Annotated in this window: 6 protein-coding genes and 1 CRISPR repeat array; of the genes, 3 read left to right on the top strand and 3 right to left on the bottom strand. The window is 54.0% G+C overall.

Going from position 1 to position 13,693, the window contains the following annotated elements:
- Window positions 1–50 precede the first annotated feature (50 nt).
- Both RM6536_RS09120 and RM6536_RS00420 read right to left on the bottom strand, forming a co-directional pair.
- On the bottom strand, window positions 51–713 hold the full coding sequence (locus tag RM6536_RS09120) for a hypothetical protein (protein WP_060823598.1): 663 nt from the start codon (window positions 711–713) through the stop codon (window positions 51–53).
- Window positions 714–1,247: 534 nt separating this feature from the next.
- Window positions 1,248–1,964 (bottom strand): DUF6318 family protein, encoded by a 717-nt coding sequence (locus RM6536_RS00420; RefSeq protein WP_060823597.1) that lies wholly within the window; start codon window positions 1,962–1,964, stop codon window positions 1,248–1,250.
- A 753-nt stretch (window positions 1,965–2,717) separates the two neighbouring features.
- On the opposite strand from RM6536_RS00420, the gene zapE reads away from it, so the two are divergent.
- The gene (zapE, locus tag RM6536_RS00415) at window positions 2,718–3,773 is read left to right on the top strand and encodes a cell division protein ZapE (RefSeq protein WP_005506346.1); all 1,056 of its coding nucleotides are present in this window, start codon (window positions 2,718–2,720) and stop codon (window positions 3,771–3,773) included.
- 375 nt (window positions 3,774–4,148) lie between these two features.
- Window positions 4,149–5,989: direct repeats of the CRISPR family, unit length 36 nt; unit sequence ATTTCCCTTCCTTTTCGGAGGGACTTTCATTGAGGC.
- A gap of 854 nt (window positions 5,990–6,843) precedes the next feature.
- Here the strand turns inward: zapE and RM6536_RS09195 are convergent.
- Entirely contained in the window at window positions 6,844–7,113 is a 270-nt protein-coding gene (locus tag RM6536_RS09195; protein ID WP_419865836.1) for a hypothetical protein, read from the bottom strand.
- Between the two features lie 3,480 nt (window positions 7,114–10,593).
- Between RM6536_RS09195 and RM6536_RS00405 the strand changes: the two genes are divergently transcribed.
- Window positions 10,594–12,204, top strand: a complete 1,611-nt coding sequence (locus RM6536_RS00405; protein ID WP_060823595.1) for a CRISPR-associated endonuclease Cas4/Cas1 — start codon at window positions 10,594–10,596, stop codon at window positions 12,202–12,204.
- Window positions 12,204–12,503, top strand: coding sequence for a CRISPR-associated endonuclease Cas2 (cas2, locus tag RM6536_RS00400; protein ID WP_081094626.1), 300 nt, complete (start codon window positions 12,204–12,206; stop codon window positions 12,501–12,503). The genes RM6536_RS00405 and cas2 overlap by 1 nt, the downstream gene beginning before the upstream one ends.
- Window positions 12,504–13,693 lie beyond the last annotated feature (1,190 nt).

The following is a 13,693-nucleotide window of genomic DNA, read 5'->3' as shown; positions in this document are numbered from 1 at the left end:
GCTTCTCGGCGAACATGTGGCTTCTCAACGTAAGACCCACGGGTACGGCTTTACATGTCGGGCCAGTCGCGGTGCAACGAATACTCCGTATCCCCGTCGCCGTTATCGTTCAGGTGCCAGCGCTGACCGGTGCGGATATCGGCCTTGCGCAGGCGCGGGTTCGGATTATCCTTCTTACCCATAGTGGGATCGTTCTTGCAGCCCCAACGAGTGTCGTCGTAGCTGCAGTCACCTGCGACGCGGCCCACGTCGGTCCACCACACGCGCACCAGCAGCGGGTCGACAGTTTCCTTCGTCAACACGACATCCAGTGCCTGCCAGTCGCCGCCGTTCACCCGGAAACGGCCAGAATAAGACACTGTTGCGTAGGCGTGGAAATTGCCCGAGCGCTGGTAGGCGTAACTCGTTGCGGTCTTGCGTGATTCTTTACCGCGTGCCCTGCTGACTGGCTTGCCCATGGTGTAGAAGCTGCCCTCGTCACCGTTGCCGTACTGGATGGTCATCTGGGTGGGGTAGGATTCCATCTCTACGTGGCCGATCATGAGGTCGCCTTCCCATCGTGCGGTGGGTGCGTCGACGTAGAAGTTAATCTGGTCGCCCTTGTAGACGTTGGGGTTGTCTTCGCTCAGACCGGTGCCGAGGTTGTAGGACTGCTTCAGTACGGGGGCCTGAATATCGGTTTTAGCGAATTGGTCCTCGATTTCTTGGAGCATTTCTTCAGGCGAAGGACCCTTAGGCTGTGCGGGGTCGTTGGAGGTGAGGGTTTTAGCGTCATTGGGTACGCAGTAGCGGCCGCCAACGTGGTTGGGTATTCTGTTAGCTTCATCTCCCAGAGGCAGAGATCCTATAACGTAGTGACCAGGACGTCGGTCTCCTTTCGTGTAGCATTCTGCATCTCCAGCTTTTCGAGCTTCGGCACTACTTGCAAGGTACTGTTGCTTTGCTCCATCGAGTTGCTCTGGATGCTCTTTTTCCCATTCCTGAGCCATTTTTGCTACAGATGCCTCAGATGCTGAGGGGTCTGAACTGACTGCAACTGTATTTTGAGTATTTCGTTGACTGGTATCTCCACTACGTTCTGACTCTGGGTAACGTTTATTCTTAGAAGTCTTAATGCAGTGACCTTTGTCATTTTTTGTAGTGCATTCGCTACCTGAAGAAGGTAGAGTGTGTAGATTATGGGTAAATAGGGTTAGCGCTACACAAAAAGTTAGAGAGAAGCTATTGATCTTTTTCATGAAAAGTTCCTACAAATCATTTTCATACTTAGTGTCAGTAATCTTCCAATATCCGTTTGAGTAATTGAAAAGGAAGTAGAATGAATCATCATCGGTATTAGTGTTCGCTTTTCTTGTCATTTTTCCATTTGATTCAACATACATTGCAGTCGTCCAGAACCTACGAACTTTCATCCGGTAGATTTTTTGGGAATCATCATATATTAGAGCGCTCTCAGCCTGATATGAATCAAGGCCATTTATAACCCAGCCACCGTTATCGTAAAGTTCTTCAATGTAAACGTAAAACCCGTATTCCTCAGAATCTTCTGTTACATATTTGAATGCATATGAGCAGTCGCCAGTTTGAATAGCGTAGTTATGGGCAATGACCCAATCCTCCATCATATGATGGAGGCCTTCTTCGGTCTCAGGGTACTGGGCGGGCTCATTACGAGGCTTGGGAACGTTCTGTGCTGGACCATATCCGTCTGCCTTACGGTACTCACCGTCGGGTGCCTTGGACTGTCCTGAATATCCGCGGGTAACGACCGGCTTCGGGGTAGCGGAAGCAGAAGTGGCATCGGATGCCGCCGCGGATGCCGAAGTCGTTTCAGTCGGGGTAGCAGATGCGGTGGCTGCCGCCTCATTATTTGCCTGCTGGCCACACGCCGCAAGCAGGGCGCCAAGGCCCACAAGCGCGCCGCTACCCAGCAGGGTACGGCGAGTAAAGATGGTCGAATCCATAGAAGATGCGCTCCTATCGTCGGTGATGGTGTGACATATGTGCATGTCAAGCCGTTATTCACAGGTTGCATTGACTGCCGGAAGAAAAACAGCCCCGTAGCGCGCCCCTCAAACGCATCAATGCGCCATGGAACACTACAGTTACTACCCTACCGCATGTTTGCGGTCATTTGCATTCTTTTGGGTGCAACAGTGACTAAACATCACCATATGAACACCTCATTGCTTTATACATCAAATAATCTGCACTTGTGGAGGTGCCGCCTCAGCAGAATTTGTGCCATGGTTTTTAACTACGACCAAAGACATTAACCTATGGCACAAATCCGTAACCCATGATCGAATTCCCGCAGCAGACCAGGGGAGAGGGCCGCGGGCCAAAAGAATAAACAGCAAGCTAGGGGAGTAGATAGCGGGGCAGAGTAATAGCCGATAGGTTAAGGGAATATTCGATAGGCTATTGCCTCCTCCGCGGGTTTAAAACCCACGGCGAAGACACTAACCTATCGAACACTGCATCCGCCCAAGACAGACCCAGCCCGGGGTGCACACCACCTCAGCCTCCGTGCTCGGACGCCACTGGCCCGCCCAGCCCACGCAAAACAGAGCAGCCCCGCACTCCACCACCACCCCGCATACACCCCTCCTCACGCCCGTAATGTGGCGGGCAACTCATGCCGCTCACGCGGGGTGTTAGACAGTACTACACTTAAAGCGGAAGTCACATCGCCGTCACTGAAGAAAAGAGTTTTTGTGCCCACCACGACCGTACACTTGACCGACCGCATCCCTCGCGTTTCTGCTGATGAGTTGCTGGCGGGTTTCCGCCCCTCTGAGCGTTTTGGTGAAGTGTCTTTTGATAGCTACATTCCTGATCCGAATCAGCCGTCGCAGGCTGAGGCTGTGCAGAAGCTGAAGGATTTTGGCGACAAGATTAATGGTGGCGGCGCTGGTGCCGGTTTCTTTGGTCGCCTGTTTGGTGGCAAGAAGAAGGATTCGACGAAGGCTGGCCTGTACCTTGACGGCGGTTTTGGTGTGGGTAAGACTCACCTGTTGGCGTCGCTGTGGCATTATGTGGATGGCCCGAAGGCGTTCGGTACTTTTGTGGAGTACACGAACCTGGTGGGTGCGTTGACGTTCCGTAAGACGGTTGAGGCGTTGAGCAGCTACAAGCTGGTGTGTATTGACGAGTTTGAGCTGGATGATCCGGGTGATACTGTGCTCATGTCTCGTCTGATGCGTGAGCTGGCGGATGCTGGCGTGAAGCTTGTGGCGACCTCGAACACGCTGCCTGGTGCGCTGGGTGAGGGCCGTTTCGCGGCTGAGGATTTTAAGCGTGAGATTCAGGTGCTTGCTTCGCAGTTTGAGGTGCACCGTGTGGATGGTGAGGATTTCCGTCACCGTGGCCTGCCTGCTGCGCCGGAGCCTGTTGCTGATGATGCGTTTGATGCGAAGGTTGAGGAAGTGTTCGGCGGCCAGACTGTTGGTGTTGATAACTTCGCTGACCTGGTGGAGCATTTGGCGAAGGTGCACCCGTCGCGTTACCGTCAGCTGATTGATGGCCTGGATGGTATTGCGTGGCGTGATGTTCACCCGATTACTGAGCAGTCGGTGGCGTTGCGTTTTGTGGTGTTGGCTGACCGCCTGTATGACAAGGACTTGCCGATTGTTTCTTCGGGTGTGCCTTTTGACAAGGTGTTTACTGAGGAGATGCTGGCTGGTGGTTATCAGAAGAAGTATTTCCGTGCGGTGTCTCGTTTGACTGCGTTGGCTCGTGAGGGCATGCTGGGTGAGGAGGCGGAGCGCTAGTTCCGCTGTTCGCTGGGGCCGAGCTTTGGCCGGCTCGGGTTTTGATGCGCTGTTCTTTCTAGTCCCGTGAGACTCGAAGCTCGCCCGGTTTGCATGGTTAGCTTGGTTAGTCTGGTTTACCTGAACCGCGCCAACCCCTCTCATACGTGAGGACCCTCGCCGGGTCGCTTAGGAAGCACCCGGCGGGGGTCTTTGTGTGAGCGAGAACCTGGTACGTGACGGGAACATGGCGTGTCGCTCGCGTGGTGTTTTGGCTTGTCACGGATGTTTGGGTGCGTGTAGGCTGGTTTGGGTATACTTTTTGTGTGGCCTGCCGCGAGGTTCTCGCGGGGTACCCGTTTCTGCCGCATGGTTGCGGGCTAGTTTCGGGTAGCGATTTCCCTTCCTTTTCGGAGGGACTTTCATTGAGGCCCCGAGATGAACTTTTCGGTGCTGGGTGCAGGCGCAATTTCCCTTCCTTTTCGGAGGGACTTTCATTGAGGCGTGAATATCATGCCAGAGCTTTTAACGCTTTGTCAAAATTTCCCTTCCTTTTCGGAGGGACTTTCATTGAGGCACTTTGGGTAACGACGGACAGAAGATTAAGCTGTATTTCCCTTCCTTTTCGGAGGGACTTTCATTGAGGCTCCTAGATGGAGTGTCCCGCCGGTGTGTGGTTTTTGAATTTCCCTTCCTTTTCGGAGGGACTTTCATTGAGGCTAACCCGCATCGCCGCCTATGAGCGCGAAAACAGCCATTTCCCTTCCTTTTCGGAGGGACTTTCATTGAGGCCCGAGAAACCGTAGGTGTCACTGACGCATTCCGCGAATTTCCCTTCCTTTTCGGAGGGACTTTCATTGAGGCACCCCGGCGTGCCGCGCGGCGACTATGGCTTTCGAATTTCCCTTCCTTTTCGGAGGGACTTTCATTGAGGCTTTCCAGCGGTCGCTGCGGAAACAGCCACCGAAACGATTTCCCTTCCTTTTCGGAGGGACTTTCATTGAGGCGCGGGTGTACTATGCGCACAATCCGCGCACAATCCGCGATTTCCCTTCCTTTTCGGAGGGACTTTCATTGAGGCCCTGATGCTAGGCGACGGTGCTGCCGAACGCGGATACATTTCCCTTCCTTTTCGGAGGGACTTTCATTGAGGCCCGAGCGCATATCTAGTGGCATATCTAAGGGCATCATTTCCCTTCCTTTTCGGAGGGACTTTCATTGAGGCTCTCATTATGGATCGCGTGGAATCGTCATCTGCACATTTCCCTTCCTTTTCGGAGGGACTTTCATTGAGGCGCACTCTCAACCCCTTCCCCCTCTCGCCCGCAGCGGAATTTCCCTTCCTTTTCGGAGGGACTTTCATTGAGGCGAGTAGCCCTGATCGGAAGGCACCACATGAATCACATTTCCCTTCCTTTTCGGAGGGACTTTCATTGAGGCTCGATGACGTAGTGTGCGTCGCCCGTCTCGCCCTCATTTCCCTTCCTTTTCGGAGGGACTTTCATTGAGGCGTGGAGATTCTGCGTGCCGACATCGCCGAAGCTTTCGCTAAATTTCCCTTCCTTTTCGGAGGGACTTTCATTGAGGCGCCCGCATCAACGACTTCAAGCGCCGCTTGTCCTTCACTATTTCCCTTCCTTTTCGGAGGGACTTTCATTGAGGCTTCTTTACTCAGACGGAGACTGGGCGCGCCGCGTGGATTTCCCTTCCTTTTCGGAGGGACTTTCATTGAGGCCCCACTGCGGGGTGCGGACCATGAGTTTGTGGGTTAGATTTCCCTTCCTTTTCGGAGGGACTTTCATTGAGGCTCTTCTCCGGCGTGCTCGCTCCACATGACGCGCAACAATTTCCCTTCCTTTTCGGAGGGACTTTCATTGAGGCCGGGAATGTGCAAGTAGGTCGTAACCTGGCCAGCATTTCCCTTCCTTTTCGGAGGGACTTTCATTGAGGCCAGTCAGCTACCGCCGGCTCCAGAATGTTACCGGTATTTCCCTTCCTTTTGGGATGGGCTTTCATTGAGGCAACGAACATTCAGAGCTTGCTCAGCGTGCCGTGATATTTCCCTTCCTTTTCGGAGGGACTTTCATTGAGGGTCAGATTCGCCGAGCATGCCCTCACGAGCCAACGCAGATTTCCCTACCTATTCGTAGGGACTTTCTTTGAGGCCGCGGAGAAAATCCGCGGTACATTCAAAGTGCTAAATTTCCCTTCCTTTTGGGAAGGGCTTTCATTGAGGCCTTGTACCGCCGGATGAATTTATCAAGAACGCGCCGAATTTCCCTGCAGTTTTGTAGGGGCTTTCAATAAGACAGATCAATATCCCCCCAAGATGACTGTGGGACCGTTTGTTCTGCACCTTGAGGTGTAGACTTTTATTGAGGCACGGATGTTTCTGTATCAAGTAGCCGCCAGTCAGGTTATTTCCCTACAGTTTTGTAGAGACTTTCATTGAGGCTCGCCGGTGCCTTCGTCAATCGTACCGTTGCCTAACGACTTCTCTGCCTTTTAGCAGAGACTTGCCTTGAGGCCAGGCAGTGACGATTGAATTCTTCCAGCGAATCAATTTCCCTACCTTTTTGGAAGGGCTTTCATTGAGGCACCAGCTGCCCCAGCACCCCCGACCCCACCAACGATTTCCCTTCCTTTTCGGAGGGACTTTCATTGAGGGTCAGATTCGCCGAGCATGCCCTCACGAGCCAACGCAGATTTCCCTTCCTTTTCGGAGGGGCTTTCATTGAGGCGTCGCCGTAGGCCCCAACGACGGCCGCTCAGACACCAATTTCCCTTCCTTTTGGGAGGGACTTTCATTGAGGCAAGGAGCCCGGCGACCCGGCGCGCGTAGCACAGGATTTCCCTTCCTTTTAGGAAGGGCTTTCATTGAGGCGCAGGCCGCAGTGGCCGCGGCAAGACCACCGCCATGATTTCCCTTCCTTATGGGAAGGGCTTTCATTGAGGCGTTCACTTTGGTGTTACCCTTTTCCCAGGCAACGTTCATTTCCCTTCCTTATGGGAAGGGCTTTCATTGAGGCGTCGCGAACAACGGCTACGTGTGGCTCAGCTACATCATTTCCCTTCCTTTTCGGAAGGGCTTTCATTGAGGCGGATTTGGTGGAGGCTGAGAATGTTCTGGGGTCGAATTTCCCTTCCTTTTCGGAAGAGCTTTCATTGAGGCACCGGAGATGAAATAGACCATTTTTTGGCCAATGTATTTCCCTTCCTTTTCGGAAGGGCTTTCATTGAGGCCAATCCAAAGCAGAACGTAGGCTACGGCCCCTTGGAGAATCACATTTCCCTGCCTTTTTGGAAGGGCTTTCATTGAGGCCGGGCGCGCAAAATAGCCTGCGTGAAAATCATGCGGCATTTCCCTTCCTTTTCGGAAGGGCTTTCATTGAGGCACTGCTTCGAAGGGGATGGGGTAGGGGCAGTTGTTATTTCCCTTCCTTTTTGGAAGGGCTTTCATTGAGGCTTGTGACCGGGAGGCGCGGCTGAGGGGTTGTTGTATTTCCCTTCCTTTTTGGAAGGGCTTTCATTGAGGCTCCACCACCGGCGACATTGACGGGCGGCTTGGCTGGAAATTTCCCTTCCTTTTTGGAAGGGCTTTCATTGAGGCGAGCAGCTTGACGCGCTACGCACCACCCTAGAAGAATTTCCCTTCCTTTTTGGAGGGGCTTTCATTGAGGCTTATGACCGAGGCGGTAAGATTAGTAAGGGCGTGCATTTCCCATCCTTTTGAGAGGGACTTTCATCGAGGCCTCAGAGCCTGGAGCCCCGGGAGGTTGAGCAGAGGGATTTCCCTTCCTTTTTGGATGGGCTTTCATTGAGGTCAACTGTGGATGAGCGAAACCAGCGGCTACGCCATATTTCCCTGCAACTTTGTAGGGACTTTCAAGAAACTAGACTGTTGTGATGGTCCAGGATGACTGCTGGACCGTTTGTTCAGCAGCTTGAGGTGTAGACTTTCATTGAGGCCAGCCCTTGAGCATCGCCTGCCCGATATAGGTCATCATTTCCCTTCCTATTTGGAGGGACTTTCAGTAAGGCAGATCAACGTCCTCTCAAGATGACCGTGGGACAGCTTGTTCTGTACCTTGAGATGTAGACTTTCATTGAGGTGCCGCCACTGCGGGACGTAATGACCCTGCCTGTGTGACCATTTCCCTTCCTTTTCGGAAGGGCTTTCATTGAGGCGGTTTTGCGGAGAAGATTTCTACCCGCTGCACTGGATTTCCCTACCTTTTCGTAGGAATTTTCATTGAGGGCAGCTGAACTATATGGTTGCTAGTGGCCTGTTGGATTTCCCTACAGTTGTGTAGGGACTTTTATTGAGGCTTTGTAGGCCATTCAAACGGTTCTTTTGCCGAAGCCGGATTTCCCTTCCTTTTTGGAGGGGCTTTCATTGAGGCTTTGGAACGTACACTTCACCTTCAGCCGCAGCTTCCATTTCCCTTCCTTTTTGGAGGGGCTTTCGTTGAGGCGCGGGCACGCAGACCCGAGGTTCGAGCTGCTACCTGTATTTCCCTTTCTTTTCGGAAGGGCTTTCATTGAGGCCGGTCAGGAGGAGTTGGATGGTGCTGTGCAAGCTATTTCCCTTCCTTTTTGGATGGACTTTCATTGAGGCGAGGTGTTCCGCTATTATTTCTCTGAGTGCAACGGTAGTTCCCTTCCTTTTGGGAAGGGCTTTCATTAAGGCCTCACCGAGACGTTTGCCCCGAAATCTGAAAAGATTATTCCCATCAGCTTGTGGGGATTTCCAATAAGACAGATCAATATCCCCCGGATAACCGCGGGGCCGTTTGTTCTGTACCTTGAGGTGTAGACTTTCATTGAGGCTCATCGGGGAAGCGACCGGCTGGACTCTCAGTCGCGAATTTCCCTTCCTTTTGGGAAGGGCTTTCATTGAGGCCGGGCACAGCTTATCGAGGCCGCGACCTTTCGCCGATTTCCCTTCCTTTTAGGAAGGGCTTTCATTGAGGCCGCATGTCTGGCCCTAGCTGGCTGCTGGAAGGCAAGGCCATTTCCCTTCCTTTTTGGAGGGGCTTTCATTGAGGTGTGTAGGCTTTACGGACGAAGCTACCCGAGAGGTCGATTTCCCTTCCTATTTGGGAGGGCTTTCATCGAGGCGGGCTCAGCCTCGGCACTCCCTCACGCCCTGGAATCATTTTCTTTCCTTTTTGGAGGGGCTTTCATTGAGGCCGCGACCAGGTTCAGTGGCAAATGTACTGCACCGGTGATTTCCCTTCCTTTTTGGATGGGCTTTCATTGAGGCATGTAGTCCACGGCAAATTGGCCGTAATCAAAAGATTTCTCCGTTTTCTAACGGAGACTTTTACTGAAAAGTTCAGCAGGCTGTAGCACAGACGGATATCCCGCCGATTTTTCTACTTTGTTGTGGGGACTTTCAAGAAGACAGACTGTTGTGACGACCCCCAGGACGACTGCTGGACCGTTTGTTCTGCACCTTGAGGTGTAGAATTTCATTGAGGCCAGAGAATGACTCACGGGTGGAGAGGTAACCTACCCATTTCCCTTTCCCTACCTTTTTGTTGGGACTTTCATTGAGGCGGCGTCACCTCCGACGGCGTACCCTTCAAGGCAACGATTTCCCTTCCTTTTTGGAGGAGCTTTCATTGAGGCAAGTCTAGCGGCACCTCTGCACCGTAGCGCTCTTCCAATTTCCCTTCCTTTTGGGAGGGACTTTCATTGAGGCGTGGACATTAACACGATTACGGGCGAGCTGGCTATGATTTCCCTACAGTTTTGTAGGGACTTTCATTGAGGCCAATGCTCTTGACCTCCCACCTCCCTACACGGGAATTTCCCTTCCTTTTGGGAAGGGCTTTCATTGAGGCGTGGACGAGGTTCAGGCAAGGGGCGGTCAGGTCATCATTTCCCTACTCTCCGTAGGGACCTTCATTGAGGCGGCGAATGCACCAGCTACGTGGTGTGGAAGTTGAACATTTCCCTTCCTTTTTGGAGGGGCTTTCATTGAGGCGAGGTGTTCCGATATTATTTCCCTGAGCGCAACGGCGAATTTTCCCTTCTTCTTGGAGGGGCTTTCATTGAGGCTCGATTGGGTTGCCGTTATCGTCCGTCAGCGGCGCGATTTCCCTTCCTTTTAGGAAGGGCTTTCATTGAGGCGGGCTAGTGGGCACGGATACGAATGCGTGGGTTCAATTTCTCCACCTTCGGGTGGCGACTTTCATTGAGTCTGGCGCACCTTTATGGTGACCCCATGGTGTATTGGCTTTTCCCTTCCTTTTTGGAAGGACATTCATTGAGGCTGGTCTATGGAAGCTCGCCAGGCTGATACTGCAGGCTACATTTCTCCGCCCTGGGCGGGGACCTTTCATCGAGGTGTTGCGAAAAAGGTCCTTGACAGCACTTTCAGTCAAATTTCCCGTCCTATTTGGAGGGACTTTCATTGAGGGTACACCGTGGAGGGCATGCCTCCGGGTCAATGGGTATTTCCCTTCCTTTTCCTAGGGACCTTCATTGAGGGCGGCTCATCCCTGCTTGCGCAGGAAACACCTCAACCTTCCCTACAGTTTTTGTAGGGACTTTCCCTAACCTATTCCTGCTCCGTTCCTTGACCCATCACAGTCCAGGAACGGAGCTTTTCCTTTTTGCCGCGCAGGAAGCAACCAGGTCAAAACACCAACCGCAAGCCCCACCCACCAGCTGCTACCCGCCTCCTCCATGGGGCCCAGCAGAAAAACTCAACACGCCGAATCTGCGTCATAAACTTGCTGATAAGCCAAAACACCCCACCGCGGTGCTACCCTCAAAACCAAGCAGCCAATGCTGACTGCCCACCATATTCGCTCACACCAAGGAGACACCGATGTCTACCCCCTACAGTGCAGGCGACGAACTTCCTATCTCACTCGTCATGCACACCGTGTACTGCCCCCGCCGCGCATGGATCGAATCCAATGGCGAAAAGACCGACACCTCACAAATGCAAGAAGGGCAATCCGCCCACAAACGAGTCGACGACCCCAAAACATCCCGTGGCACGCAACAGCGCGCAGTCACCATCTCATCAACACGTCTCGGGCTCACCGGACGGTGCGACGCCCTCGAACCGCAAGAAGACGGTTCTACCCGCATCATCGAATACAAAGCAACCCCCGTACGCCGCAATGCATCCGTTACGCCCGCCCACAGGGTGCAGCTCGCCCTCCAAAAAATCTGCCTCGAAGAAGCCGGCGAAACTGTCAGCGAATGTGCGGTGCACTTCACCAACCACAACAAAACCGTGCCCGTCGACATCTCAGATGAAGACATCCGCACCGCAGAAGAATACGTGCACACCACCCGCGCACTCATCGACAACCCAACAGCACCGCAACCTCTCGAAGACTCACCTCGCTGTAGCTGGTGCTCCCACATCTCGGTGTGCCTACCCGACGAATCCCACGGAAAAGAAAACATTACCCGCGTCGTCGCTAGCAACCCCGACAGCCAAGTAGCGCACCTCACCACGCAAGGATCAAGAGCGACCGTCCAGCAAGGGCGCCTCATCGTGCAGCACCTCGGCGAAACAATCAGCAGTGTCCCCCTCGAACGCGTGCACAGCCTCGTCGTCCACGGAAACATCGACGTTTCCTCCGCGCTCCTGCGGGAACTCATGTGGCGCAACTGCACCATCATCTGGTGCTCCAGCACCGGCAGGGTCTACGGCTGGTCACAACCCGGCACCGGGCCCAACGGCCTAGCCCGCGTGCAACAGCACGTACTCTCAGCGCAGGGGCACCTGCCCATAGCGGCCGCCATGATTGCCAGCAAAATCTCAAACCAAGCCACCCTGCTACGCCGCAACGGACACGCCGCAGACGTATGCCGCACCATGCGAGACATTCAGAAGCACACGCCGCAAGCTACCTCAATCCCGGAGATGCTCGGCCTCGAAGGTGAAGCCGCCTCGCTCTACTTCGGCAACTTCGCGACCATGCTCAAAGAAGACGTGCTCACCGAACTCGGCTGGACCTGGACCGGGCGGCAGGGGAGAGGAGCCAACGACCCCATCAACATCCTGCTGAACTACGCCTACGGTATGCTCAGTTCGGAGTGTATTCGTGCGATTCTCACGTGCGGGCTTGACCCTCACGCCGGGTTCCTGCACAGCAGCTCTCGCAATAAGCCGGCGCTCGCGCTTGACCTCATGGAAGAGTTCCGTGCCGTCATCGCGGATTCTGTGGTGGTGTCTCTTATCAATAGGAAGCAGGTCAAGGCGTCGACCTTCACCGCGGTTGGTGGCAGCTACCGGCTCACACCCGAAGGGCGGAAGACCGTCATCGCCGCGTTCGAGAAGCGCATGGCCACAGAGATTACCCACCCCACCTACGGGTACTCGGTGACGTGGCGCCGCGCTATTGAGGTGCAGGCCCGCATGCTCCTGGGCGTCATCAACGGAACCACCCGCGAGTACACGGGGGTGACCGTACGATAATGCGTGATGACGCCCGACGAACACTCATTGCTTACGATGTGCCCAGCGACCGGCGGCGCGCCAAGCTGGCCAAGCTCATTCTTAGCTATGGGGACCGAATTCAGTACAGCGTCTTCATTGTGGATGCGGCCCCGGCTAAGGTTCGGCGCATCAAAGATGAGGTTCAGGACCTTATCGATCCGGATGAGGATTCGGTACTCTTCTGCGACCTGGGGCTGCTGGCCCGCCTTGACGAGCCGACCTTCAGCTACATTGGCCGGGCGCGCGAGGTGACCGAATCGGATGCACTCATTCTCTAGCCGCGTGCTGCTCATTCGCTAGCGACGCGCGGCAGGGGAGCGGAGGAATGACGAGTTCGATTGCGGACAGGTAACAGAGGTGGGGATAATGGCCTTTGGAGGCTTTGTCTGTCTCCGCGAGAACCTGGCACGTGACGTAATCTTAGCGTGTCGCTCGCGTGATGTTTTTGGTTTGTCAATAGTGTTTGAATGCCTGAATGTCTGAATGGCTGCTTGGTATACTTTTATTTTCCCGCCTTCGGGCGGGGACTTTCATTGAGGCTGGCAGGAGCCCGGCGATTTCGTGTACGCCTTCCTGATTTCCCCACCTTCGGGCGGGGACTTTCATTGAGGCTCGATAGCCTTATCCCGAGTCTCTGCGTGAGCGAAAATTTCTCCGCCTTCGGGTGGGGACTTTCATTGAGGCATCTCATGCGCGTTGCCCTACCGCGACCCGCGCAAGCGATTTCCCCGTCTTCGGGCGGGGACTTTCATTGAGGGCCTGTTGAGGCTGATTATGGCTTCCTGGGATTGAGATTTCTCCGCCTTCGGGTGGGGACTTTCATTGAGGCAAGGACACCTCCAGCAATGAACGTCGAGACGCCGTATTTCTCCTCCTTCAGGCGGGGACTTTCATTGAGGCGGTGGCACGACTAAGGAGGCTATCGACGCGATCGGCATTTCCCGTCCTTTTTGGAAGGGCTTTCATTGAGGCCTGACTGCCGAAGAAGTAGGCTGTCTCGTTGGACGCGATTTCTCTGCCTTCGGGCGGGGACTTTCATTGAGGCGGCAAGTCCAGCATTTCGGGCCTGGTCGCGGCTTAATTTCTCCGCCTTCGGATGACGATGCTGCGGTAAGCATAGATATTGCGTGATGTACACTTTGGGTACGTAATCCGCGAGAGTCTCGTGCCGTAGTAGTCTCTGTTGCGCCATAACATGCTAGTTTTTAGCTAGCTATTTCCTCGCTTTCGGGCGGGGACTTTCATTGAGGCCAGCCATCAAGGGTCTCTGAGCTCAAATCAAGCCCATTTCCCCGCTTTCGGGTGGGGACTTTCATTGAGGACTCATACATTCAATAAGTCAGGTGCATATTATGAGATGTTCTCTCCTGGTGGAGGGGCTTTCATTGAGGCGATAAAACCGCTGAGCCGCTGGGCAATGTTCCGGCATTTCTCCGCCTTCGGGCGGGGACTTTCGAAGGAACCTACT

The sequence above is a fragment of the Rothia mucilaginosa genome (assembly GCF_001548235.1).
Classification (GTDB): Bacteria; Actinomycetota; Actinomycetes; order Actinomycetales; family Micrococcaceae; genus Rothia; species Rothia mucilaginosa_B.
Note: the sequence above shows the minus strand (reverse complement) of the source record. Positions and strands in the feature narration are given on the sequence as shown.